Source organism: Pseudomonas sp. TMP9 (assembly GCF_037943105.1).
GTDB lineage: Bacteria > Pseudomonadota > Gammaproteobacteria > Pseudomonadales > Pseudomonadaceae > Aquipseudomonas.
On record NZ_CP149803.1, the window covers coordinates 563,587 to 588,951 of the forward strand.

The 25,365-nt window shown below is 60.6% G+C and carries 23 protein-coding genes; 5 read left to right on the top strand and 18 right to left on the bottom strand.

The features are described from left to right. Positions 1-26: 26 nt before the first annotated feature. Positions 27-320 (bottom strand): hypothetical protein, encoded by a 294-nt coding sequence (locus WF513_RS02735; RefSeq protein WP_339081213.1) that lies wholly within the window; start codon positions 318-320, stop codon positions 27-29. A 126-nt stretch (positions 321-446) separates the two neighbouring features. Here WF513_RS02735 and pbpC point away from each other — a divergent pair, with 126 nt between their 5' ends. After that, complete coding sequence (gene pbpC / locus WF513_RS02740; RefSeq protein WP_339081215.1) at positions 447-2,828, top strand: peptidoglycan glycosyltransferase PbpC; 2,382 nt, start codon at positions 447-449, stop codon at positions 2,826-2,828. A gap of 274 nt (positions 2,829-3,102) precedes the next feature. Here pbpC and WF513_RS02745 read toward each other — a convergent pair whose 3' ends face one another. From WF513_RS02745 to WF513_RS02755, 3 genes are all read right to left on the bottom strand, one after another. Beyond that, positions 3,103-3,840 (bottom strand): SDR family oxidoreductase, encoded by a 738-nt coding sequence (locus WF513_RS02745; RefSeq protein WP_339081217.1) that lies wholly within the window; start codon positions 3,838-3,840, stop codon positions 3,103-3,105. Between the two features lie 80 nt (positions 3,841-3,920). After that, positions 3,921-4,523, bottom strand: a complete 603-nt coding sequence (locus WF513_RS02750) for an SDR family oxidoreductase (protein WP_339081219.1) — start codon at positions 4,521-4,523, stop codon at positions 3,921-3,923. A 54-nt stretch (positions 4,524-4,577) separates the two neighbouring features. After that, positions 4,578-5,954 carry an NAD-dependent succinate-semialdehyde dehydrogenase gene (locus WF513_RS02755; RefSeq protein ID WP_339081221.1) on the bottom strand — a complete coding sequence of 459 codons (1,377 nt, stop codon included), beginning with the start codon at positions 5,952-5,954 and terminating at the stop codon, positions 4,578-4,580. Between the two features lie 378 nt (positions 5,955-6,332). Here WF513_RS02755 and WF513_RS02760 point away from each other — a divergent pair, with 378 nt between their 5' ends. Continuing rightward, positions 6,333-6,569 (top strand): hypothetical protein, encoded by a 237-nt coding sequence (locus WF513_RS02760; protein ID WP_339081223.1) that lies wholly within the window; start codon positions 6,333-6,335, stop codon positions 6,567-6,569. A gap of 147 nt (positions 6,570-6,716) precedes the next feature. On the opposite strand, the gene WF513_RS02765 is transcribed toward WF513_RS02760, so the two are convergent. The 10 genes from WF513_RS02765 to WF513_RS02810 all read right to left on the bottom strand — a co-directional run bounded on the left by WF513_RS02765 (position 6,717) and on the right by WF513_RS02810 (position 16,835). Beyond that, complete coding sequence (locus WF513_RS02765) at positions 6,717-7,844, bottom strand: GGDEF domain-containing protein (protein WP_339081225.1); 1,128 nt, start codon at positions 7,842-7,844, stop codon at positions 6,717-6,719. 139 nt (positions 7,845-7,983) lie between these two features. Further along, on the bottom strand, positions 7,984-8,835 hold the full coding sequence (locus tag WF513_RS02770) for a universal stress protein (protein WP_339081227.1): 852 nt from the start codon (positions 8,833-8,835) through the stop codon (positions 7,984-7,986). 13 nt (positions 8,836-8,848) lie between these two features. Next, entirely contained in the window at positions 8,849-10,336 is a 1,488-nt protein-coding gene (locus WF513_RS02775) for a SulP family inorganic anion transporter (RefSeq protein ID WP_339081229.1), read from the bottom strand. A gap of 293 nt (positions 10,337-10,629) precedes the next feature. Beyond that, positions 10,630-11,079 (bottom strand): DMT family transporter, encoded by a 450-nt coding sequence (locus WF513_RS02780; protein ID WP_339081231.1) that lies wholly within the window; start codon positions 11,077-11,079, stop codon positions 10,630-10,632. Positions 11,080-11,286: 207 nt separating this feature from the next. Then, positions 11,287-11,850, bottom strand: coding sequence for a DUF4136 domain-containing protein (locus WF513_RS02785; protein ID WP_339081233.1), 564 nt, complete (start codon positions 11,848-11,850; stop codon positions 11,287-11,289). 23 nt (positions 11,851-11,873) lie between these two features. Then, positions 11,874-12,467 (bottom strand): DUF4136 domain-containing protein, encoded by a 594-nt coding sequence (locus tag WF513_RS02790; RefSeq protein ID WP_339081235.1) that lies wholly within the window; start codon positions 12,465-12,467, stop codon positions 11,874-11,876. A 267-nt stretch (positions 12,468-12,734) separates the two neighbouring features. Then, positions 12,735-13,484, bottom strand: a complete 750-nt coding sequence (locus WF513_RS02795; RefSeq protein ID WP_339081237.1) for a methyltransferase — start codon at positions 13,482-13,484, stop codon at positions 12,735-12,737. Beyond that, entirely contained in the window at positions 13,477-13,797 is a 321-nt protein-coding gene (locus tag WF513_RS02800; protein WP_339081239.1) for a nucleotide pyrophosphohydrolase, read from the bottom strand. The genes WF513_RS02795 and WF513_RS02800 overlap by 8 nt, the downstream gene beginning before the upstream one ends. A gap of 69 nt (positions 13,798-13,866) precedes the next feature. Then, the gene (locus WF513_RS02805; protein WP_339081241.1) at positions 13,867-14,637 is read right to left on the bottom strand and encodes a sulfite exporter TauE/SafE family protein; all 771 of its coding nucleotides are present in this window, start codon (positions 14,635-14,637) and stop codon (positions 13,867-13,869) included. A 134-nt stretch (positions 14,638-14,771) separates the two neighbouring features. Further along, positions 14,772-16,835 carry a heavy metal translocating P-type ATPase gene (locus WF513_RS02810; RefSeq protein ID WP_339083379.1) on the bottom strand — a complete coding sequence of 688 codons (2,064 nt, stop codon included), beginning with the start codon at positions 16,833-16,835 and terminating at the stop codon, positions 14,772-14,774. 192 nt (positions 16,836-17,027) lie between these two features. On the opposite strand from WF513_RS02810, the gene cadR reads away from it, so the two are divergent. Beyond that, positions 17,028-17,480, top strand: a complete 453-nt coding sequence (gene cadR / locus WF513_RS02815; protein WP_339081243.1) for a Cd(II)/Pb(II)-responsive transcriptional regulator — start codon at positions 17,028-17,030, stop codon at positions 17,478-17,480. Between the two features lie 60 nt (positions 17,481-17,540). Here the strand turns inward: cadR and WF513_RS02820 are convergent, their stop codons facing one another. Genes WF513_RS02820 through WF513_RS02830 form a run of 3 tightly spaced genes read right to left on the bottom strand, consistent with a single transcriptional unit; the run spans position 17,541 to position 21,252 of the window. Beyond that, positions 17,541-18,191 (bottom strand): class I SAM-dependent methyltransferase, encoded by a 651-nt coding sequence (locus WF513_RS02820; protein ID WP_339081245.1) that lies wholly within the window; start codon positions 18,189-18,191, stop codon positions 17,541-17,543. A 22-nt stretch (positions 18,192-18,213) separates the two neighbouring features. Next, positions 18,214-20,322: an LTA synthase family protein gene (locus tag WF513_RS02825; protein WP_339081247.1), complete on the bottom strand. Its 2,109-nt coding sequence runs from the start codon at positions 20,320-20,322 to the stop codon at positions 18,214-18,216. Positions 20,323-20,325: 3 nt separating this feature from the next. Next, complete coding sequence (locus WF513_RS02830; RefSeq protein ID WP_339081248.1) at positions 20,326-21,252, bottom strand: hypothetical protein; 927 nt, start codon at positions 21,250-21,252, stop codon at positions 20,326-20,328. Positions 21,253-21,499: 247 nt separating this feature from the next. Between WF513_RS02830 and WF513_RS02835 the strand changes: the two genes are divergently transcribed. Both WF513_RS02835 and WF513_RS02840 read left to right on the top strand, forming a co-directional pair. Then, the gene (locus WF513_RS02835) at positions 21,500-23,173 is read left to right on the top strand and encodes a phosphoethanolamine--lipid A transferase (protein WP_339081249.1); all 1,674 of its coding nucleotides are present in this window, start codon (positions 21,500-21,502) and stop codon (positions 23,171-23,173) included. 24 nt (positions 23,174-23,197) lie between these two features. Beyond that, entirely contained in the window at positions 23,198-23,995 is a 798-nt protein-coding gene (locus tag WF513_RS02840; RefSeq protein WP_339081251.1) for a hypothetical protein, read from the top strand. Positions 23,996-24,026: 31 nt separating this feature from the next. Here WF513_RS02840 and WF513_RS02845 read toward each other — a convergent pair whose 3' ends face one another. Next, positions 24,027-25,151 (bottom strand): class I SAM-dependent methyltransferase, encoded by a 1,125-nt coding sequence (locus WF513_RS02845; protein ID WP_339081253.1) that lies wholly within the window; start codon positions 25,149-25,151, stop codon positions 24,027-24,029. Between the last annotated feature and the right edge of the window lie 214 nt (positions 25,152-25,365).

Sequence of the window (25,365 nt, forward strand, 5' to 3'; positions counted from 1 at the left end):
TCATCCGGGCTACATGTAGGCGCTGTCTAGCTGATCAGGCCACTGAGCAGCCACAAGCCGAGTACCAGCCAGATCATCCCGGCAATAATTGAGCGGCGGATAAACGCTCGGACGGCTAGATAGAGCAGCCACAGGCCGATCACCAGCACCATGATGCTGAGTAATGACGGCGTCACGCCCAAGGCTTTAGACATGCCTGCAATAAAACTGCTGACCGCTCCGCCGAGCATGCCGAAGAAGCCGCTCATGCCCTCGATGATAAAGCGGATCACTGAGCCGACCGCTTCACCCAAGGATTCAAAAAAACCGTCTACACCCACTATTTGAGTTCCACCTAACTTGGTCTTGATGACTGCTGCGCGCCAGTGTGACAGGCATTTGGCACAATGGCAGCGCTGTTGGCCGTTTGGCCGTCGCGCTTCGCGATACAAGGACTGAACCCGCGCATGACCCGCGTTAAACCATTTTATCTCTTGGCTATTAGCTTTTGGCGTAAACGTCTGTGGCCGCTTTTACGCTGGCCTTGGCTGGGCATGCCGTTGTGCGTGCTATTGGCGTTAGGGCTGGCTGACCGGCTGTTTCCGTTGCCCTTGCCTGCCGATGATCTGGCCCGTGTGGTGTTGGCCGAAGACGGTACGCCGCTGTGGCGTTTTGCCGATCATGACGGCGTGTGGCGTTACCCGGTCAGCCCCGCTGAGGTATCACCCTATTACCTTGAGGCGCTGCTGACCTATGAAGACCGCTGGTTTTACCAGCATCTTGGGGTTAACCCGCTGGCGCTGGGCCGCGCTGCTTGGCAAAACCTTAGCGGCGGGCGCGTGCTCTCAGGCGGCAGTACCCTGTCGATGCAGGTGTCGCGGTTGCTCGATCCGCATGCGCGCAGCTACCCCGGCAAGCTTAAGCAGCTGTGGCGTACGCTGCAGCTGGAGTGGCACCTGTCCAAGGATGAAATCCTTACCCTGTACCTCAATCGCGCGCCGTTTGGCGGCACCTTGCAGGGCGTGGCGGCGGCCAGTTGGGCTTATCTGGGTAAGTCGCCGCGCCAGTTGACCCGCGCCGAGGCCGCGTTGCTCGCGGTGCTGCCGCAAGCCCCCAGCCGTTTGCGTCCGGATCGTCACCCTGAACGCGCCCAAACAGCGCGGGATAAGGTCTTGAGGCGTTTAGCCAGTTTCCACGTGTGGCCGCAAGTGGCGATCAATGACGCGCTGCAAGAGCCGGTGCTGCTTGCCCCGCGTCAGGAGCCGCGGCTGGCCCCCCTGTTGGCGCGGCGCTTAAACAAAGCCGGCAGCCCTCCACTGATTCGCACCACCTTGGATGCTGCGTTGCAACGCCGGCTGGAGGACTTGCTGCTGGGTTGGCGGGCACGCTTACCGGAGCGTACCTCGGCAGCGATTTTGGTGGTTGAGCAGCCGAGTATGGCGGTGCGGGCGTACCTGGGATCGGTGGATATTGGCGATGCCAAACGCTTTGGCCATGTCGACATGATCAGTGCGGTGCGCTCGCCCGGTTCGACGCTCAAGCCATTTCTGTATGGCATGGCGCTGGATGAGGGGCTGATCCATTCCGAATCGCTGCTGCAGGATGTGCCGCGCCGCTATGGCGATTACCGGCCGGGCAACTTTGCCGCGGGTTTTAGTGGTGCGGTGTCCGCCAGCGAAGCGCTGGCCACATCCTTGAATCTGCCCGCTGTGCAGCTGCTTGAAGCCTATGGGCCAAAGCGTTTTGCCGGCGAGTTACGCAGTGCCGGGGTGCCGTTGCTGCTGCCGCCGCTGGCTGAGCCAAACTTGGCATTGATTCTTGGCGGCGCAGGCAGTCGCCTAGAAGAGTTGGTCAGTGGCTACAGCGCCTTTGCCCGTGGCGGCATGGCCGCGCGCCTGCGTTTTCAGCCGCAAGATGGGTTGCATGAGCGACGCTTGTTGTCGCCCGGCGCCGCGTGGATCGTGCGGCGCATTCTCAGCGGTCAGGCGCGACCGGACCGCGACCCGCGTGCGCAGTTAGTGCAACGCCCCAGCCTCGCTTGGAAGACCGGCACCAGTTACGGCTTTCGTGATGCGTGGGCGATTGGTGTGGCGCCGCGTTACCTAATCGGTGTGTGGATTGGCCGGCCGGATGGCACGCCGGTGCCGGGGCAGTTTGGCTTAGCCTCGGCGGCACCCTTATTGCTGCAAGTGCATGACCTGCTGGTCAATCGCGACAGCCAGCGCGGCATTGCCTTGCCGATTGATCCGCAGCCTGCTTCCGTTGGCGTCGCAGCGATTTGCTGGCCACTTGGGCAACCTATGGACAGCAGCAACCCTAACTGCCGGCGTCAACGCTTTGCCTGGACCCTTGAGGGCACCACGCCGCCGACCCTGCAAGCGCTGGATCAGCCGCTGGGTCTCGGCTTAGAGGCGCGAATCTGGGTCAATTCAGCAGGGCTGCGCGTCGATGCCAGCTGCCCTGACGCCACTTCGCAGCGGCTGGTCTTGTGGCCCGCGCCACTGGAACCCTGGCTGCCACGCCGCGAGCGGCGAAGTGCGCGCCTGCCCGCAATTGATCCACAGTGCCCGCCGCAGCATGTTGCCGTGGCGGCGCCGCTGTCGATTGTTGGCGTGCGTGACGGTGACCGTTTGCGTCGCCCGGCCGGCAGTGTTGAGCCGCTGCGGTTACGCCTGTCTGCCTTGGGCGGCAGCGGCCGGCGCTGGTGGTTTGTCGACGGTCAGCCGATTGCCGAAACCAGCGCCGATGGCTTATTCAACCAACCCTTTAGTCGTGTCGGTCGCTACCAGCTCAGCGTGCTCGATGAAAGCGGACAGACCGCTCGGCTGGAGTTTCGGGTGGATGAGTAATCTATGGTGGGTATAACGGTCTTATGCCGTGATATCGATGGCCAAGGATCAATGACGCGTACCTCATTGATCCTGCTTTCTACCCTTGGCGGAGGTTGTCGCTTACTCCAATAACGGGATCGTGCTTGTCACCCTGACGTCCATCTATCTGTCTGGCGAAAAACAAACGCAGGGAGACGGCTTTGCGGAGCTGCCTTAATTTATGCAGGGGTGGTGTTGCTGGCGCTTTGAGCCGTTAACCCACCCCATCAAATGCCACCGCGGCAGGATACGTTCAGAGCGGCTGCCGGGTGGGGCGGATGATGATCTCGTTGACATCAACATCTGCCGGCTGCTCGATGGCATAAGCAATGGCTCGCGCAATCGCATCAGGGTCAATGGCCATCTCATACATTTCATCAACACCCTTGGCAGTGTCGGGGTCGCTGATTGTACTGGTCAGCTCGGTCGCCACGGCCCCAGGCGAAATATTGGTGGAGCGGATTTCCCCATTGCCTTCCTGACGAATGCCTTCTGACAGTGCCTTGACGGCAAACTTGGTTGCGGAATAAACGGCGGACCCGGGAAAGACCTTATGCCCGGCTACCGACGAGAGATTAATAATGTGGCCGACATGCTGCTCGCGCATGGTCGGCAGCACCGCGGCAATGCCGTAAAGCACGCCTTTGATATTGACATCAATCATCTTCTCCCACTCGTCGACCTTGAGTTCATCGAGGGGCGACAGCGGCATCAGGCCCGCGTTGTTGACCAGCACGTCGATGCGGCCATACGCCTCCTTCGCCGCCTTGGCTAGCGACTCGACCTGAGCGCGGTCGGTGACGTCGGTAACCTGATAAATAGCTTCACCCCCCTGCGCCTTGATCGTGTCGCGCAGCTCCACAAGGCGCTCCTCGCGGCGGGCAGCAAGCACCAGCCTGGCGCCACTCTTTGCCAAACGTAACGCTGTTGCCTTACCGAGACCACTGCTGGCACCGGTAATGATGACGACTTTGCCATTGATTTCTGACATTGGGTTTCTCCTGCGAAAATGAATGATTGAATATTGCAGGTTGACTGTTCCGAGCCGGTGTTACGCCGGCGACGCGACGGTCAGGCGGACTGCATATCCTGCGCCATACCGTCGTAACAGCCTGTAGTGGCGGCCTCCACCAGCACATGGGCCACATCCGCGCGTGACGCTTTGGCCGATTTATCAACGTCCTCGCCCAAAATCACATCCGTGCCGCGGCCGATGTTGGTCAGTGCCACGGGGCGCAGGATCGAATAGGTCACCCCGGAAGCCTTTAGGTATTCGTCCGCTTCGTGTTTAGCATTCAGGTAAGGGGCCATGTCGCCAGTGGGGTTGGACTGATCTGCGCCGATGGAACTGAGCATCACGAAACGTTTCACGCCTGATTCCAGCGCCAGATCAATCAGACGCTTGGCGCCGTCCCGATCCACTTTTTTGGTCATTTCAGGGCCTGTGGTTGCGCCGGAGCCTGCGGCAAAGATCACCGCATCCATGCCGTCGCATATGCCGGTTTCCAGGGCGGTCAAGTCACCCTGGCGAAGGTCTATGCCTTGGGGCAGCGAACGGGTGTCCGAGCTTTTACGAACTAACGCTGTTGGCTTATGCCCCTGATCTATCAGGAGTCGGACCAGATGCTGGCCTGTTTTGCCGGTGGCACCGGCGACAAGGATGTTCATGCTCATAGAGCAGTCCTTAATGTTGAATGAAATGGGCGAAATCCCGGGTCTCAGGCCTGATCACGGCAGAAAAATCGACTTTGCGTTGACGAATTCCTTCATGCCAAAGCCACCGTGCTCACGTCCGTACCCGGAATCCTTGACCCCGCCAAATGGCATATTCGGATCAACAGCCCCGAACGAATTGATGCGGATCATTCCCGTGTCGAAGTGATCGCGGGCCAGCTTGACGGCACGCTCCTCGTCCTTTGAAAAGATCCCACCGCCCAGTCCATAGCGGCTTTCATTAGCCAGCCGCATGGCGTCCTCGTCATTCTTGGCGCGGATGATCGACGCGACAGGCCCAAAGATTTCATCATCGTAGGCGGGCATTCCGGGGGCGAGGTCTGCCAGCACAGTGGCGGGATAATAGGCACCCGTGCGGTCAGGCACTTCGCCACCGCAGAGGATTTTTGCACCCTTGGCGACGCTGGCATCCACCTGCTCCTTAACCATTTCAAACTGCTCCTGGCTGGAAAGCGGGCCAAGCTGGGTCTTCTTGTCCGTGGGGTCACCCATGTTGATCTTTTGCATGTGAGCGACGAAGGACTCGACAAAGGCGTCATAGACCTTATCGGTCACGATGAACCGCTTGGCAGAAACGCAGGTCTCTCCGTTGTTATAAAGCCGGCCCATAACCGAAAATTTTACGGCGGTTTCGATGTCGGCATCTTCAAGCACTAAGTAAGCGTCATTCGACCCCAGTTCGAGCACCGTCTTTTTCAGTGCTTTAGCGGCCACAGCACCGATGTGTCGCCCGGCCTCGTCGCTTCCGGTCATCGTCACACCCCGGACGATGGGGTGGGCTATCAGTTTGTCGCTGGTGGCGTGGTCTATCACCAGAACCTGGAACAGGTCCTCGGGCAGGCCGGCCTCAATACACAATTCACGCAAACGGAGACCGGACCCCGTGCAGATACTGGCGTGTTTCAACACACAGCCGTTACCTGCCATCAGGTTGGAAGCCAGCACACGAACCGGCTGGTAAATGGGAAAGTTCCAAGGCTGGATTGAATAGATAACGCCAAGCGGCTGGTAGCTGACAAGGCCACGCTTACGGTCTGGGCCGTGGGTTCGTTCCTCATCCGCCAGCATTTCTGGTCCGTTTTGGGCGGTGTAATCACAGATCGCGGCACAGAGCTCAATCTCGATGTGGCCGTCGCTCAGGAGCTTGCCGGTTTCGTTCGTCATCAGGGCGGCGAGCTCATTGGCGTTGTCGCGCAATTTTTGCCCAATTTTTTTAAGGTAAGCGCCCCGGTCTTGGTGACTCAGTTCGCGCCATTTCAGAAACGCCGCATGGCAAGCCTCAAGCCGGTCCGTTGCCTGCTTTTCGGTCATGACGTCGTAGGTATGGATTTCTTTTTCCGTCGCGGGATTAATGGTTGTGATGGTCGACATGGTTGCTCCTTCAGGGTCTGATAATTGAATACAGACCGATGTGTGCACTTTTTCCCACATCGGCGGCGGTGCTAATACTCGCCGTCGTTGGGGTCGATGGAAGGATTCTCGCGCCATTCGCAGAGCCTGTCTGTTCGATAACAAACGTTGCGGCGTCGATTGGCGCGATTCAATCCAAGCAGAATGTTCGAACACGCACAGACCCCGCCTTGCGAATTGCACATGCTCTGCACTCGAACTAAAGGGGGTGGAGTACATAAATTTTCATCAGTGCTAGGGAATTCACTCCGACCCCCTTAGCGGGTGGCAGACGGCCGCGCGCCTGTGTTTTCAGCCGCAGGATGGCGTGCATGAGCAGCGTCGCTGTCGATTGTTGGCGTGCATGACGGTGACCGTTTGCGTCGCCTGGCCGGCAACGTCGAACCGCCGCGGTTGCGCCTGTCTGCCTTGGGCGGCAGTAGCCGGGGTTGGTGGTTTGTCGGCAGTCAGCCGATTGCCGAAACCAGCGCTGATGCCTTGTTTAACCAACCCTTTAGTCGTGCCGGTCGCTATCAACTGAGCGTGTTCGATGAAAGCGGGCACATCGCTCAATTGAGCTTCAGCGTGCAGAACTAAAACGCAGTGACGGCTGTAGAAAGCCTGCGCAGGCATACGTGCTTTGTGAGCGGCGCGAAGCAGTTGATGCGTAGGCGGTATAGCGGCTGATGTTAATAAGCGGCGCATTGTCCTCTGCACGCTTGCCGGGCAGGCGCAGTCGGGTGATCAGGTTTGGGCGAGGCTTAAGCGATTTCGCCCGCTGTTTTTGGCCGAATAGAGCGCCGCATCAACGCGTTTGAAGAAGTGCTCCGCGTCTGTGTCGCGATGACTGTCGTAACAGCCCACACCCAGGCTGGCCGTAAGCGGGAGGTTACGCCCTTGTAAGTCGAAACCTTCAGCCGCTAGCGCTTGGCGAAATTGCTCGGCCAATTGGTGAGCCTCGTTTAGCGGTGTGTTGGGCATAAGAACGCCGAACTCCTCGCCGCCCAAACGCAGCAGGGCGTCGCTGTCGCGGCGAAAGTGCTGGCGCATGCGCTCGGCAAAGGCGTTTAAGCAGAGATCGCCACTGGCATGCCCGTGTTCATCATTAACGCGCTTGAAGAAGTCGATATCCAGCAGCACCAGCGACAGCGGCAGGCTCTGCCGTTTAGCGTTGGCCACCATGTTGGCAAACAGGCTGTTGAACTGATAGCGGTTGCCCAGCTGGGTCAGGCTGTCGGTGCGGCTGAGCTGGTCTAGATGCGCTTGCTGGTCGCGCAGTTGCTGTTCCAGTTGCAGGGTGGCGCGGTATTCACGGTGGCTGCGAGTAAGGGCCAGCAGCAGATAGCTCAGGTAAAAGGCCAGGGTCAGCACGACCGCATGATTGGCCTGCCAGTCCCACGCCAAGCTGGCCAGCCCCGGCAGATAGAGCAAGAGCAGGGCGCAGATGGCGCGGCCTTTGCGCATGGCGAAGCTGAATACCATGGCCGTGCTGAAGGCGATGGTGCTCAAGGTTGCCACCATTGCTGAGCTGCTAAACAACGGATGTTGCTGGGCGATGGCTTGGACCAAGCCCCAGCTAAGCGCCGTTGACAGGATCAAGGCCCAATGCAGGTTCAGCCAGCGCGTCAGCGCAACTTGGGTGTGCGCCTGCGGCAGCTGATGCAGCAAACGCAAACCGAGCAGCAGGGTAAAGGCTGTGATGCCGATCATGCCGGGCAGGATCAAGGCGAAGGGATCGTTGCTAAACCACCAGGTCAGCACGCACGCCAGCAAATAGAACACGCCGCCCAAGGGTGTGCGCACGCGCATGTCTTGGGCTTCGCGCAAGAGCGCATATATTTGTGGGCTGAGAGGTGTTTGGGCGTTAGGCATGCGCTGCAGTCACTAGAAGGTTTAGACGCACCATAGCGGGTTCATGGTGGGAAAGTCGTCAGGCCATAGGCGCAAATAAGTACGGCATTTGCGCAGCGCGCTGGCATCGCAGCCATTAACAGGATGTGATACTCGACGCTCAGCGCAAGATCAGCAACGCGCTGTTGCTAGTGCGCAGCAGGGTGCTGGTGGTGCTGCCGACTAAGAATTGACGAATGCGCGAGTGGCCGTAAGCGCCCATGACGAGCAGGTCGATGCCCTGTTCGAGTTGGTAGGCGTGCAGGGTGGGTTCCACCTCACCGGCGCGAATCGCCAGGTGTACTTCGCTGGCCGACCCTTGCACCACTCGCTCAGCGGCCTTGAGCTGCTCCCAGGCATCGCTGCTTTCGGCGCCGATCATCACCAGGTGGCACGGCAGGCCTTTGAGCAGCGGGCTGGCCGCTATTATCTCCAGGCTTTTGCGCGCCGTGGCGCTGCCGTCATAGGCAAGCATGTAGCTCTGCGGCGCCTTGAACTCGCTGCAGCTGACCAGGATCGGCCGCTGCACGGTGCGAATCACGTTTTCCAAATGGCTGCCGAGCAGCTGGTTGAGGCCATCGCAGGTTTTGCCTTGGCGACCGATAACCAGCAAGCGGATATCGGCTTCCAGCTCACTCAGGCACTCGACCAGATCACCGTGACGCTGGCGCAGTAGCGCGGGTTCAACGCCTTCGGTCTGCACCCGCTCACGCGCCGCCTCAAGCATCAGGCGACCTTGCTGCATGGCCAGGGTGTGGCGCTTCTGGTCCAGGCTGGCCAGTTCTTCGAGTAAATGCTCGCGGCTGCCCAGACCAATAGCGCCGGACAGGTCCGGCTGGGTGGGGTACTGCACCTCATCTAAGACGTGCAGCAGGGTCAGCGGCGCGCTGAGGCGTTGGCCGGCCCATGCTGCGTAATCACAGACCGCGCGTGTGGATGGCGAACCATCAATGCATGCCATTACGTGGGTCATGGGGTTGTCCTTATTAGTGGCCCGACAGCAGGTCGGTGGCGTTGTCCTTATCATGCACACCAAAGCGGTCGACGATGGTGGCGCTGGCTTGGTTTAGGCCCAGCACTTCAACCTCGGTGCCTTCACGGCGCAGCTTGAGCACCACCTTATCCAGTGCGGCCACGGCGGTGATGTCCCAGAAATGCGCGCGGGACAGGTCGATGGTGACCTTGCTCACGGCGTCTTTGAAGTCAAAAGCACTTACGAATTTATCCGCCGAGCTGAAGAACACCTGGCCCACCACGGTGTAGGTGCGCTGGCCCGCATCGCTGTCGGCTTGCGAGTTGATATAGAGGAAGTGGCCGATCTTGTTGGCAAAGAACATCGCCGCCAGCAGCACGCCGACAAACACGCCATACGCCAAGTTGTGGGTATAGACGGTGACGGCCACGGTGGCGAGCATGACGATATTGGTCGAGAGCGGGAATTTCCTAAGGTTACGGATCGAATCCCAGCTGAAGGTGCCGATCGACACCATGATCATCACGGCCACCAGCGCGGCCATGGGGATCTGGCTGACCCAGTCGCTGAGGAACACCACCATCAGCAGCAGCACCACACCGGCCACCAAGCACGACAGGCGACCGCGGCCGCCGGATTTCACGTTGATCACCGACTGGCCGATCATCGCGCAACCGGCCATGCCGCCGAGCAGGCCGGAGGCAATATTGGCCACGCCCTGGCCTTTGCATTCGCGGTTCTTGTCGCTGTTGGTGTCGGTCAGGTCGTCGATGATGATGGCGGTCATCATCGATTCCAGCAGGCCGACCACGGCCAGGGCGGCGGCGTAGGGGAAGATGATGCCGAGGGTTTCCAGGTTCAGCGGTACGTCCGGCCAGAGGAAGATTGGCAGGGTGTCCGGCAACTCGCCCATGTCACCTACGGTGCGGATATCCAGGCCGAAAACCATGGCTACAGCGGTCATCGACAGGATGCACACCAGTGGCGAAGGGATCAGTTGGCCGAGCTTCGGCACATACGGGAATAAATAGATGATGCCCAAGCCGGCGGCGCACATGGCGTAGACGTGCCAGGTGACGTTGGTCAGCTCCGGCAGCTGCGCCATAAAAATCAAGATTGCCAGGGCATTAACGAAGCCGGTGACCACCGACCGCGAGACGAAGCGCATCAGGCTGCCCAGCTTGAGGTAGCCGGCAAGAATCTGCAGCACGCCGGTCAGCAGCGTGGCGGCCAGCAAATATTGCAGGCCATGTTCCTTGACCAGCGTGACCATCAACAGGGCCATGGCCCCCGTGGCGGCGCTGATCATGCCGGGACGGCCGCCGACAAAGGCGATCACCACGGCGATACAGAACGAAGCGTACAGGCCGATTTTGGGATCAACCCCGGCGATGATCGAGAAGGCGATGGCTTCTGGGATCAGCGCCAGCGCTACGACCAGTCCGGCGAGCACATCGCCACGGACGTTAAAGAACCAAGTATTTTTCAAGCGTTGCAGCATGGTGGGTTCCACTGGCTGGGTTCCGCAAATGCGCTTAAGGGCAGGGCGGAGGGGCTAATAAAAAACGGGGTATATCGAGCGTAGCGCAGCCTTTTGGGGCGGGTACGCGTAGCGGGGCCTGCGCCAGGATTACGCCTGTCAGTCGCCGGGCAGTGGGCTCGTGACGCGGTGGCCGCGTCAGCAACCCGCATCAGGTTTGGGCCAAGGCTATATTGACCGGCCGTTCGGCCTGGGTGAAAAGGGCGGCCACCTTAACATACCGGGTCTACCCCATGCCCTTGTCTGGCAGGCGCCTAGCCACGCCTGATTAGCCAGATGCCCGCGATGATCAAAATCAGGCCGCCAAGCTTACCTGCGCTAATTGGCGCTTCGCGAAAACCCGCCCAGCCGAAGTGATCCAGGGTCACGGCCATGCTCAGTTGCCCAGCGATGACCAGCACCATAAACAGCACCGCGCCGACCTTGGGCCCGGCAAAGGCCGCCGTGGCAATAAACATCGCCCCCAGCAGGCCGCCACTCCAGTGCCACCACGTCAGGCCTTTTAATGCGCCAAGGTTGGGGATGTCACGCTGGGCAAGAACGATAACCAGCAGGGCCAAAGTGCCCACGGCAAAAGACAGCAGCGAAGCGGCCATGACACTGGATACCTGCTTGGCTAATTGACCGTTAATGCCTGCTTGCAGTGGCAGGCAGGCGCCGGCAACAAACGGCAGGGCCAGCAACCACCAAATAGGTGCAGGCATGGGTATCTCCAGAACGGGCAAGGCGGGCGATTATGCCGTAAAAGCTGTCCGCCTAGTCAGCCGCGAGCCAGGCGGCGTTAGCTGTTACAGAGGGATCATCTTTGCCGGTGCGGCGTGCCCGCGATTGAGGTCAATTGAAAAGCGCGGATAAGACCGCTCCTGCGGATGCATCGCACTCAATCGGCAGATCGCGATATGCGCGCGGTTTCAACGCGGTGGGTACTGGCTCAGCACTTCCGTCACGGTGCTGCGAATCGATGCTTCGCGCTCGCTGGGGCTGGGTTGGCGATTACGCAGCACGTGTTCGGCACTGCCGCGCCAGACCAGTTTGCCGTCTGCGCCGTCGAGTAAGTCAATCTGTAAGGTGCTGACTTGATAGTCCACGTTGCGTGTTTCAACGTAGCTTGGACCACCCCAGAAACCGCCGCCCCATGGGTCGCCCCAGCTGCCACCCACCTGCGTACTGACCTGCTGCTGGCGGTTATCGACGATCAGCCAGACCTGCACGGTAAGATCGCCCGGCGTGTTTGCCGCTGCCGCGCGCAGGCCGCGTTGGTCGAGCTGCTCACTGACTGCCGTACGGATGCGCTGGCTGGTGAGGTCGCTGTTGATGCGTGGATCATCGGGTTTGTATTGCACGGCTGGCTCTTGCCAACTCCAACTGCGATAGGCCGCAAAGTCCCGATTGGGGTCGAAGTCACGCTGCAGCTGCGGCGTCTGGCAGGCGCTGAGGATCAACAGCAGGGGCAATAACAACAGTGATACACGCATGGTGCTTTCCTCGAGTGCAGTCATTAATTGGGTGGGTACGCCGCCAAGGCTTTTTGCATGGCGTTGCGCAGCGCATCAGCGCGTTCGCTCTGGCTGCCGCCGATTAGGGTCTCGGCGCGGGTGCTCCAAACCGGTTGACCATCTTGGCCATCGAACAGCTCGATGCGCAGCACCATGACCTCTTCGGTATAGCTGTGCACTACCGGGGTGCTGCCCCACATGCCGTATTGATCGCCATAGCGGTTGTTACCGTAACCGCCGCCATAGGTGTCCTGAACCTGGCGGACACGCTGTTCCTGGCGCAGCTCAGCCGTGACGGTTAGATCGCTGGCCACGCCGGCTCGATGCGGACGCAGGCCGCGCTGGTCGAGGGCGTTGCTGAGGGCTTCCTGCACCTGTTCGGCGCTGGCCCAGGCTGTGCCCGTCGGCAAGCGCTGCCAGCTCCAGGTGCGGTAACGGCCGTAGTCGCGCGGCGCGGCGGGGTAGGCGCTGTGGTCCAGTTGTTGAGCCGCTTGCGCCGGTGCCGGCGGCAGCGGATTGCTGGTCGCGGTATAGGGGTTTTGGCTCTGACAGGCCAACAGGGCTGGCAAAAGAAGTAGAAGTGACAAAAGCTTCATGATTTTACTTCCTCTAGAGGTAAACCTTAGATCCAAGCGTTACCTGCAATATCAGCGCATTCCGTATACACGCTGCCCGTAGCCCGAATAAGCGCCAGCGCCATCCGGGATGCTGTATGGCAACTGCCTGCCTAGCGCAGCCTAAAGAGCCAATGCAGATAACGACCTAAGCTGGCAAAAAGCTCAAGCGCTACCTGCAACACCGACGCGTTCCGTAGCCCAGATAAGCGCCAGCGCCATCCGGGATGTTTTATGGCGACTGCCTGCTTAGCGCGGCCGACAGATCCAATGCAGATAACGGCCTAAACCGGCAAAGCTGGGGTGGCGGCGGTAGGCCAGCTCCATTTCCAGCACATCAATCAACTCAGCCTTGGCCTGAAACGGCTGCGGCATGTAGTCATGGAACACCCGCACGCCGCTTTGGCTTTCGACCTGCCAATGAGGCTCAAGTTGCGTCGCCAGCTCACGCGGATCAAGTGGCATTTGCGGGGTCAGGCTTTGTTTCTCGCCGGCGAATTCGGCTTTGCGCAGTTTGCGGAAGTGGCCTTTGAGCAGGTTGCGGTAGATCAGCGCATCCTTGTTGTAGAACGCCAGCGACAGCCAGCCTCCCGGCGCACACAGCTGCTGCAGCACCGGCAAAATACTGTGCGGTTCTGCCAGCCACTCCAGCACCGCATGGCAGATCACCAGGTCATAGGGCTGTTCAAGCTGGTCGAGCAGGTCCTGCCAGGGCGCCTGAATAAAGGTGGCCTGTTGCCCGGCGGCGGCAAAGCGTTCGCGGGCGCCGGCCAACATGGGTGCAGCGGGCTCCGTGACGGTCACCTGATGGCCGCGCTCGGCCAGCCACAGCGACATATGGCCAAGGCCTGCACCAATATCCAGCACCCGCAACGGGCGCTCGGGCAGTGCTTCAGCCAAGTCGGCCTGGAGCACAGCCAGGCGAATTGCGCCCTTAGCACCGCCATAAATCTTCTCGGCAAAACGCGTCGCCAGTTCATCGAAGTGCCGATCACTCATGGTGAGCTGCTCCTAGAAAGCGGTTTTCGTTGTCGGCCAGTTTGGCGCGCACCACGTGCTCCATGTCCAGGCCCAGCTCAGCGCAGAGGAGGATTAGATAGAGCACGATATCGCCGATTTCCTGGCCGGCGTGAGCGAGTTGATCGGCAGGCAGCTGTCGCGACTGCTGCTCGGTCAGCCACTGGAAGATTTCCACCAGCTCGGCCATTTCCACGCTGGCGGCCATGGCCAAGTTCTTTGGGCTGTGGAATTTACGCCAGTCGTTGTGATCACGAATAGCGTGCATGCGGGTGGTCAGTTCGGCGAGGTTCATTGGGCGCTCCAGTCAGCAGGCGCCTAGCTTCGGGGGTTCACTGGCGCGGTGCAAGCGGCGGGGCGCCACCTAGGCGGCGAAATAGGTGGCCCAGAAGTAATACAGCGTCATGCCGCTGCCCACGGCAATCACCAGCGTGCGCAGCAGTTTGGCGGGTAAACGCTGGCCCAGCGCGCCGCCAACATAACCGCCCACGGTTGCGCCCGTCAGCAAAATGACCAGCTCATACCAACTGACCCGGCCGGCGATGACAAAGGTGGCGGTGGCCACGCTGTAGATGACCGCCGAAATTAGGTTCTTCAGGGCGTTGGCGCGCGCCAGCGGATGGCCTTCGATGGAAAAGGCTGCCAGCTGCAAAATACCCATGCCGGCACCGAAGTAGCCGCCGTAGACCGACACACCAATGTGCGCGGCGAGTGACAACGGGGTGTGCGGCGGTTGCGCCGCTTCGGCGCGGCGGCTCGCCAGCCAGCGACTGAGCCATGGGCTGGCGGCAAACAGGGTGGTGGCGGCCAGCAGCAGCCAGGGAATCAGCGTGGCAAAAACGGCGTCGCCACCCACCAGTAGCAGCACGCCGCCGAGCAGGCCGCCCACCAAGCCGGCCACCAGTAAGGGCCGCAAATAACGCCCTAGTGGTCGCAGCGAAGCCCGCGCCGCCCAAGCCCCCGCCACGCTGGCCGGCCATAACGCCACGGCATTGGTGGCGTTGGCCGTCACCGGTGGCAGGCCAGCGGCGAGCAGCGCCGGAAAGGAGAAAAATGTTCCACCGCCGGCTAGGGCATTCATCCCGCCGGCCGCAAAACCTGCCAGCACCAATAGCAACATTTCTGAGACAGGCATGACAATCGCTCGCACAAAAGGTCAGCAGCTTAACCAGCCCACGCAGGCGGGCCAAGTCGACCAAGGTAACGCTTCACCCAGTTAGCGGATAGGGCGCCGAGGGGCTGTGTGCAAACGTGCTAGGGGTGTAGGGCCTATTTTTTCAGCAGGCGCAGGCCGTTAAACACCACCAGCAGGCTGACGCCCATGTCAGCAAATACCGCCATCCACATGGTGGCCTGGCCAGTCAGGGTCATGGCGAGAAACAGCGCCTTGATGCCCAGCGCCAAGACGATATTTTGCTTGAGTATCCGTGCGGTTTGCTGCGACAGCCGGATAAAGGTTGGGATTTTGCGCAAGTCATCATCCATCAGCGCCACATCGGCGGTCTCGATGGCGGTGTCGGTACCGGCGGCGGCCATGGCAAAGCCGATTTCTGCTTTGGCCAGGGCTGGGGCATCGTTGATGCCATCCCCCACCATGCCAACGACGAAGCCGCGCGCTTGCAATGCTTCAATCGCCTGCAGTTTGTCGATCGGCAGCAGATTGCCGCGCGCCTCATCGATGCCGACGTGTTGCGCAATGGCGGCGGCGGTATGTGGGTTGTCTCCTGTGAGCATGCTGGTCTGCACGCCCAGGGCATGCAGTTGCTCGATGGCCTCGCGGCTGGAGCTTTTAACCGTGTCAGCCACGGCGAACAGCGCCAGCGCACGACTTGCATCGCACAGCACCACCACACTTTTGCCCTGCCGCTCGAGGCCTTCGATGAGCCCTTCCAGCTGCGCTGAGCACAGGCCAAGCGCTTCCACTAAGCGATGATTGCCCAAGTAGAACGGTGTGCTGTCGATGTTGCCTTGCACACCAAGGCCGGGCCGGGCAGTAAAGCCTTCAACCGGTTGCGTGAGGATGCCCTCTGCCTGCGCATGCTTGGCGATAGCCTGAGAAACCGGATGATCAGAGCGCTCAGCAAGGCTCGCCGCATAGCGACGAAGCTGATCGGTTTGCGGCTCCAGCAGGGGCCGGTAATCGGTTTGCACCGGTTTGCCGTGGGTGAGGGTTCCGGTCTTGTCGAGGGCCAGAAAACCCAGCTTGCCACCGAGCTCCAGGTAAGCCCCACCCTTCACCAAGATGCCTTTACGCGCCGCCGCTGCCAGGCCGCTGACGATGGTCACCGGGGTCGAAATCACCAGCGCGCACGGGCAGGCGACAACTAACAGCACCAAGGCGCGATAGATCCAAGTCTGCCAAGGCTCGCCCAACAGCAGCGGCGGTAAGACGGCGACTGCCAGCGACAGCACGATAACCGCTGGGGTGTAGACCCTGGCGAATTGATCGACAAAACGCTGGGTCGGTGCGCGTGAGCCCTGCGCCTCTTCTACCGCGTGAATGATGCGGGCAAGTGTGGTGTTAGCGGCGGCGGCCAGGACACGGTATTGCAATGAGCCCGCTTGATTGAGGGTGCCGGCAAATACGGGATCGCCTGCAGATTTTTCTATGGGCAGGCTCTCGCCGGTGATGGGGGCTTGATTGACTGTCGAGTTGCCAGCGGTTACTTCGCCATCCAGGCCGATACGCTCGCCGGGTCGCACCCTGACCTGCACGCCGACCTCGATGCTGTTGATCTCCACTTCAAGCCAGCTGCCATCCGCCTGTTGCACCGTGGCGCGCTCGGGCGTCAGGTTCATCATGCTGCGGATGGCATTGCGTGCGCGGTCCAACGACGTGGCCTCGATCAGCTCGGCCACGGCAAACAGAAACATGACCATGGCCGCCTCTGGCCATTGGCCAATCAATACCGCCCCGGTCACGGCGATACTCATCAGCGCATTGATGTTCAGGTTGCGGTTTTTCAGGGCTATCCAGCCCTTCTTGTAGGTGCTCAGGCCGCACAAGGCTATTGCCAACAGCGCCATGGCGGCCACTGCCCAATTGGGTCCCAGCGCCGTAAGGTGCAAGATTTCAGTACTCAATGCCGCTACCCCCGACAGCGCCAACGGCCACCAAGGTTTCTTGTGCGAGTGTTGCGCTGGCGTTGGCTTGCCTGTCAGTGGTTCGGCCTGCATGCCCAGCGCCTTAATCGCTGTCTCAATTGGGGTGGTCGACGGCAGGCGGTGCCAGACCCCGAGTGTGCGGTTCATCAGGTTAAATTCGAGGCTGTCCACCCCTGCGAGCGTGCTCAGCCGGTCTTCAATCAGCGTTTTTTCGGTGGGGCAATCCATCTGCTCAATATGAAACTGGCTAAGCCGTGCGCCCTCGGGCATCTCTTTACGAGCAGCATTGGGGGTGGGTGCGCCCGCGTGGGAGGGATGCTGGCTGCAGCAGTCGGTCATGGTAATGCCCTCATTGCGTGATGCTGTAGAGTTAACACCCTAAAGTCACTTCAGGGTCAAGCCCTGGCGGCGAGGTTTTTAATGAAGATAGGAGAATTGGCCAAGCTGGCCGACTGCCCCGTGGAAACGGTGCGCTACTACGAGCGCGAAGGGCTGCTGCCGACACCCGCTCGCAGTGACGGTAATTACCGCCTGTACCTCAGCGAGCATCTGGAGCGGCTCAGGTTTATCCGTAATTGCCGCACGCTGGACATGACCTTGAGCGAGATCAGAAGCCTTTTGGCTTTGATGGATCAGCCGCAGCAAAACTGTCAGGGCGTCAACAACCTAGTGGATGAGCACATTCGTCATGTGCGCGCCCGGGTCACCAGTTTGCTGGCGTTACAGCAGCAGCTGATTGACTTACGCCATCGCTGCGCCAATGAACAGGACGTGCAGGCCTGCGGTATTTTGCAGCAGCTAAACAGCCGCGCAGGCGTCAATGCGCTGCCGGATGATGAGCACTCCCACGTGGGTAAACGCCATAAGTGTTGAGGCTGCAAACAGCAGCCCCAAGACGCTCAGTCATGCTTATCAAGGACGAATGCGCAGGGTCTAGCCGCGTTTGTGCAACACATAAAGGCGCAACATGGCCAGGCCTGGAATGAAATCGCGGTGGCCAGTGATGGTGAAGCCTGCCGCGATAAACTCACGCTCGATTTGCCTGCGTGGATAAATCTGACCGTCGCGCTGCTTATGACCTAAGGCCTCGAGGTTGCCGTCGACCCATACGGAGATGATCACGCTGTCGCGGGTGACCCGGTTAAATTCCTGCAACAGAGCCATCCTGCGCAACGGATCGTCAACCTGGTGCAGGCAGTGCATGCAGAAAATGCAGTCCACGGCATTGGCGTCCAGCTCAATTGCAAACACTGAGGATTGCAGCGCATGGACCCGGCTGGTGAAGGCGCTATGCAGGCCGGTCAACGCGCGGGTGAGGGCTTCAGTCAAGTGCTCGGCATCGGCATTGGCCGCAATCACCACGCGACTATCGCTGCTGCTTAGCAGCGGCCAAAAACCATCGACGGCGCAGGGCAGGTCGAGGACCAAACTGGGCTCGTCGGCCAGGGTTAAGGCGCTGTTAATCAGCTGCGTGACCCGCCACTGTTGCGCGTGCCGTGCCACGTCACTGAGTAGGCGCCTGGCAAGTGGCTTACTCAGCGCACGCGTTGGTAGGTGCGGCGTGGTGTGCGGCTGGCTCGGCATAGGGCGGTCCGGGTTGTCTTGATCACTGGGGCGTTATGGGTGGTGTAGCGCTGTTTTGTACAGCTGTTTGGCGCGTGTCAGGCTGGCTGTTGTCGACCCCCGCGGTGTTGCTCAGCAGGCTCTGAGTGGCCACCTGCAAAAAAGCCTGCAAGCGTGGCAATAGATGCTGTTGCAGCGCGGCGTTGTCGAGAGGCTGCACAGCGGCGTTCTCGTGCAGCTTGTAGTCATACAGGCGCGCCGCGCCATCGCGGGGCTGAATCAGCAGGTTAGCGCCGGAGATCAGGGCGACGGTCTGGTCGCTGCCGGAGGGTTTGATCACGCCAATACCCGGGTCGGCTGGGTCCAGCGCTAACAGGTCGCGGCCCCAGCATTGTTGCTGCACGGGGCCACCAAGCCGACCCATGATGGTGGGGACAATGTCCAATTGGGTGCCGGCAATGTCATTACGCGCGCCAAATTGCGCCTGAATACCAGGGGCAATCACCAGCAGGGGTACGTGGAAGCGATACAGGTCGATGTCGCTGAGCTGCTCGGGGCTGCCAAAGCCATGGTCGCCGACGATCACAAACAGGGTGTCTTTGAAGTAAGGTGCTTTGCGCGCCTTCTCGAAAAACTGGCCCAAGGCCCAGTCTGAGTAGCGCATGGCCGTGAGGTGTTCATCGACAGAGCCGAAGCCGCTGACGGGCTCCACCGGCAGCGGGTCGGGCAGGGCGTAGGGCGTGTGGTTGGACAGGGTTTGCAGTAAGGCATAGAACGGCCGCTGTCGATCCATCTTGCGCAGTTCAAGGTCGGCGCGGTCAAACATATCTTGGTCGGAGACGCCCCACGTGGGGTCGGAAAACACCGGATCTACATAGTCATTGCGGCCAATGAAACGGCTCATGCCTTGGTTGCCGAAGAAACCTTTTTGGTTGTCCCAGCCAAAGTCGCCGTTATACACATACAGGTCGTCATAGCCGCGATCACCCAGCAATTGCGGCAGCCCGGAGAAGTCATGGGAGCCCTCTGGGCTCTGCATCAGGTACTCGAAACCCGGCAAGTTCGGGAAGCAGGCCATGGTGGCAAACATGCCTTGATGGGTGTGGGTGCCGTTGGAGAAATAACGGGTGAACAGCAGGCCCTCTTCGGTTAATCGGTCGAAGTTGGGGGTGACATTGCCTTGGCCACCGAGCGCGCCGACGTAGTGCCCGGCGAAGCTTTCCATGAGGATCACCACCACGTTGCGCACCGGCAATTGCAGCGCCGGGTCAGGGCTGCTGATCCGGCGGATGGCCGCGTCGTTAGCGTCGATCAGTTGGTCCTGTGGGGTCAGCAGCATTTGCCGCACCAGCGCTTGAGCTTCGGCCGCAGGCATGCGGGCTTTCCATTGGTTGTCACGGTGATCAGACCAGCGTGCTTTGCCGGCATCGATCAGGCTCAGGGTGCCATTGAGCCCCAGTTGGTTGGCAAATACCGACTCGGTGGTGCTGGCATCCCCCCAGCGCAGTGGTGGGCCTTGGCGCAAGGTGCCGCGCGCGGCTACCACGGCGAGTACCAGGCACAGGGAGAACACGCTAATACGCCAGTACCAGCGCTCGCCCGCGACAGCGGTGAGGGCTGGATCGGTTGGCGGTGCTAAGCGGTGTATGGCCTGCAAGGTTTTGAACAGCAGCCAGCTGGCCAGGGCCCAAGCAATCAGGTAACGACCGACTGGGAAGCCATGCCAGAGCATGCTCATGACAGTGGCGGGGTCTTCGCCGAGGTATTGAAACACCAGAGCATTGAGGCGCTGGTGAAATTCGCGATAGAAGTCCAGCTCCAGCACACCGAGAAACAGGGTCAGGCTGGCCGCGAAACTGAGCCAGGCCAATTGCCAAGTGCGTGCTGCCATCAAGCGCCGGCTGCCCATCACCACGAGCAGCGGCGCTAGGATAAAGACCACCACGCGCAGGTCAAAGCGCAGGCCGTTAACCAAGGCTTCAAGTAGATCGCCGGTGCTGGTGGCGCCGATCAGCTCGCGGTTATACACCAGCAACGCCACCCGCAGCAGGCTGTACATCAGCATCAACAGCGCGCCACTCAGGGCGGTAAATACCAGGTGTTGCTGCAAGCCGTTGCGGCCAGCTGCAGGGCGGGTCGTTGTCACGCGCATTTATCAGTTTCCAGTTGGGTGGTGTTGCAGGCGCAGCACGCGGTTGCGGCCTTGTTCAGCGAGCAGGTAATGGCCGGGGCGGGTTTCGATCAGGGTTTGCGCCGAGCGCAGGTGCGACAGCACGGTGTGCAGTTGGCCATCGGGCGCAAGGCGCAGCAGGCGCGCCATATGCGTAGCATCTTCGGTGATCCACAGGCCCTCGCTGTTGCAGAGTAAATAGCCCGGTTGGTTGAGGCCCGTTAGCACCACGCTGTCATGGCCCTGCGCATTCAACTGGGAGACCGTGCCGTTTTTCTTTTCGCTGTAAAACAGGCGGCCATCGGGGCAAGCGCTTATGGCTTCGGCTTGATCCAGGCCGCTGCGCAGCACCAGGGTACTGTCATCGCTGGGGTCGTAACGCAGCAGGCGGCCATCGCCGTGGCGGTCTTCGATGGCATACAGGTACTGGCCATCGTTCGCCAACCCTTCGACATTGCGCCCGGCGAACAGCTCGACGGTGCGCTCGGGTGTGCGCCAGAGCACGGCTTCATCGCCCTGCTCTTGGCTGAACACCACGCCACCGCGAAAGCTGGCCATGCCGTCGGGCTTGGACAGGCCGGCTTCGACTGGCTCAAGGCTGCCGTCAGCGCGGTAACGCAGAATACGGCCCTCGCCGCTCTGCAGCTCTTCGCTGAGCAGCAGGTCGCCTTCAGCATCCAGGGCAATGGCGCTGACTTTTTCGATGCCATCGAGCAATACCGTGTAGCGCCAGCCCGTTTCGGCCACCGCAGGGTAGAGGTGACGCCAGCCCATGTAACTGAGGGTCGCGAGCAGCACCACCAGCACCAGTTGCGCCGCCAATAGCCAGCCGCGTTTACCGCTCCGCTTTGCCGCGGTGAGCCCGCCGACCAGAGCAGGTGACGACTTGTTAAAGAATGAGGCGAGCGGCATGGGCAATATCCAGCGATAGACAGTGCCAGCATCTTAAAAGCCCGACATTCAATTCCACGTCAAAAGAATGTGAAAAATTCGTGAGTCGCCGCCATTCAGCTAAGGCCGTGGCGTGCGCGGTACTCGGATGCTTGAGATCGGCCAAAGCGCGCGGATTTCCTGACGCTTTTTTCACATCTTGGCGACAGGCGTTTCACACCTGCCTGGGTAGATTCAGCTCAGTCTTGTCATCCCCTCAGGTGTCACTGTGAGTGAATCAACCGTTAAACGTTGGGCCCCAAGCCGCAACGTCCTGACCATGCTGGTGGCCTTGTGGCTAATGCTGAGCATCAACCTGCCATTCTGGCGCAGCGTCTGGCAGGGCGTTGGCGGCATGAGCAACGACAGCCTGCTGTTCCTGCTCAGCTTGCCGCTGTTTGTCTGGATCTGGTTGTATGTGCTGCTCAGCCTGCTGGCCTGGGGGCGGTTGACTAAGCCGGTGCTGGCCCTGCTGGTGCTGGTGTCGGCCGCAGCCAGCTACTTTATGAACAGCTACGGCATTGTTATCGACTACAACATGCTCACCAACGTGATGCAGACCGACAGCGCTGAAGCCATGGAGCTGTTTAATCTGCGCCTGCTGCTGTGGCTGTTGCTGTTGGGTGCAGTGCCTGCGGTGCTGATCAGCCGGGCGCCGGTTAAGCCACTTAAATGGCGGCGCGAGTTGGCCGGCAAACTGGGCAGTATGGCGGTGTTAGTGGGCGTGTTTGCTGTGCTGGTCATGAGCCAGTACCAACCCTATGCCTCATTAATCCGTAACCACCGCGAGGTGCGCCTGATGTTGGTGCCGTCCAATGTGGTGGCGGCCGTGCACGGTTACCTCAAGCGCGAACTGGCAGCGCCGGCCGTGCTGGAAGTGGTCGGTGCTGATGCCCATCGCATCAGCGCGGCAGGCTCCACCCATCGGCCGCGGGTTACCGTGTTGGTGGTAGGCGAAACGGCGCGCGCGGCGAACTTCTCGCTCAACGGTTATGCCCGGTTAACCAACCCCGAGTTGGCGCAGCGCGAGGTGATCAACTTCCCGCAGGCAACCTCCTGCGGTACGGCCACAGCGGTGTCGGTGCCCTGCATGTTTCAGAACGTGGGCCGCGCCGATTACAAGGATTCGATGGCCGGCAACCGCGAAGGCATGCTCGACGTGTTGCAGCGTGCCGGCGTGGATGTGCTGTGGCGCGACAACAACTCAGGCTGCAAGGGTGCGTGTGACCGCGTGCCTACAGAAGATGTTTCGCACCTCAATCTTGCGCCGTTCTGCGTGGATGGCGAATGCCACGATGAAGCGCTGCTGCACAACCTGCAAGCCTACTTGGACGGCCTGACGCGTGACACCGTGGTGGTGTTGCACATGAAGGGCAGCCATGGCCCGGCCTATTTCAAGCGCTACCCTGCCGCATTTGAGCGCTTCACCCCGGTGTGCAAGGAGGTGCAACTGGACCGCTGCGACACGACCAGCATCGTCAACGCCTACGACAACAGCCTGCTCTACACCGACCACGTATTGGCCGCCACCATCGACCTGCTGCGCAGCAATGCGGCGCGCTTGGACACGGCGATGCTGTACCTGTCGGACCATGGCGAGTCGCTGGGTGAGCACGGCATGTACTTGCATGGCGTGCCCTATGCCATGGCCCCGAGCGAGCAAACCCATATCCCGATGCTGTTGTGGTTCTCCGATGGTATGCAGCGCAGCAGCGGTATTTCAGCGGAGTGCTTGCGTCAGCAGGCGGGTCAGCCGGTGTCGCAAGACAACCTGTTCCACTCGGTGATCGGCTTAATGGGCGTGCGCACAGCGGTCTATCAGCCGCAGCTGGATATCTTCCGTGGTTGCACGCCAGCCACGGTTGCCCAGCAGGTCAAAAGCAGCGAGTTGCGGGTTGATTAATTCGATAAAACACGAGGTGAGGTGATGCGTGATACCCCGATTGAAGGCGCTCTGCTGAATAAAGTACCGGCGGTGACGCTGGTGTTCTGGTTGATCAAAATACTCTCGACGACGGTGGGTGAGACCGGTGCCGATTTTCTGATTTTTAAACTGCATGTTGGCCTGCCCGTGACCACGCTGATCATGGGCGCGCTGTTGCTGCTGATCATGGCGCTGCAGTTACGCAGTGCCCGATATGAGCCCTGGGCCTACTGGTTATGCGTGGTGCAGGTGAGCATCTTTGGCACCTTGCTCACCGACAGTCTGGTGGACACCTATGGGGTGGCATTGCTCACCACCACGGTGTTTTTCAGTGTGGCGCTGGCGCTGACGTTCGCGCTTTGGTACGCCTGCGAACGCAGCCTGTCGATCCGTGCCATTTATCCTGGGCGCCGCGAGTATTTCTATTGGTTGGCCATTCTCATGACCTTTGCTCTCGGCACGGCTGCAGGCGACTGGGTGGCTGAGGAAATGCGCTTGGGTTATGCCGTGTCCGCGCTGTTGTTCTTGGCGGCGATTGGGCTGGTGGGCGTGGCGCATTACCTGTTCAAGCTCGGCTCAGTGCCGAGTTTTTGGATGGCCTACATCCTCACCCGACCGTTTGGAGCGTCCTGTGGTGACTGGCTGTCACACTCGGTGGCTAAAGGCGGATTAGGCCTTGGCGTGGTCGGCACCAGCGAAGTGTTTGCGGTGATTATTATCGGTTTGGTGGCTTTACTGACGTGGCAGCAGCGCAGCAGCGCAGCACGCCGCTCTCTGCCGCACGGCGCTAACAGCGGCTAGGCCACGTGAGCAGGTAGGCGCTATTGGCGGGTTATTTAATCGCCTTGAGCACCACAAACTTCGGCGTGGCCGCGACCTGTTCGACGCCGCGGAATAGGCGTTTAAGTTTGGCGTGGTAACCGAGGTGGCGGTTGCCGACTATCCATAATTCGCCGCCTGTCACCAGTGCGGCACGGGCCTGTTGGAACATGCGCCACGCGAGAAAATCACCCACCACCTGCTGCTGGTGAAAGGGTGGATTGCACAGCACCACATCCAGCGAATCCGCTGCCTGATCGGCCAGGCCATCACCGGCGCGGATAGCCACTGGCCGCTCACCGAGTGCGGCGTGCCAGTTTTCCTCGGCTGATTGCACCGCCATATACGACTCATCCACCAACGTCAGCTCGGCCAGCGGACTGCCTAGGGCGTAAGCGATGCCGAGCACGCCGTTACCGCAGCCAAGGTCGGCTACGCGCATGCGGCTCAGGTGTTTAGGCAGGTGCGGCAGAAAGGCGCGGGTGCCGATATCCACGTCTTCGCGGCAGAACACATTGGCGTGGTTACGCAGCTCAATGGCAGGTTTGTCGAGCAGGTAGCGCGTGGGGTAGGGCGATACTGGGGTCGGCTTTGCTTCAGGCGTAGCGATCAGCAGGCGGGCTTTTTTCACCGCCAACGAAGCTTGTACTGGGCCGACGAACTGCGCCAGTAGATCACCGGCTGCGCGCGGCAGATGCTTGACCATGGCCGCAGCGATCACCTGCGCGCCGGGCGCCAATTGGCCATGCAGGCGAATCAGTTGCTCCTCCAGCAGCGCCAGCGTTTTGGGTACGCGGATTAGCACCACATCGAACGGTCCCTGCGCCGTCGCGCTGGCCGGAACAAAATTCACCGCATCTGCCGGCAACTGGTTGCGCTGCAGGTTGACCTGCAGGCCAAGGTGGCCGAGGTGCGAGTCACCGCTGCTGGTCACGCGGGCAACCCCGACCAGGCTGGCCGCCAGCGCACCAAAATTATCATTCAGCACTAATACCCGCGCCGCGTCAGGTAGCCCTTGTTCATGCACATGGTTAAGCAGGTATTCGTCAGCCGCATCAAACGCTTGCAGCGGCTCATGCGGTTGGTCGGGTTGGCGAATCAGATCAAGTTGGGCAAACGGGGTGCTGAGCAGGGGCATGGGGAACTCGGTTGCGGGCCGGGGCAAAGTGCGTGGGTGGCTATTGTCGGTGCAAGTGCGGCAAAAGTCTTGGCGCTGAGCGTTGCATCAGTCCATCAGCGCTTGGCACTGCACCCTGTTAGCGCCGTGCCCGGCGCATGGCGGGCCGTGAGTGGCAAGCGTGCCGGGCCGGAAACGCCGCGGATCGACTTACACCAAGAGCCCCCAAGGTTTG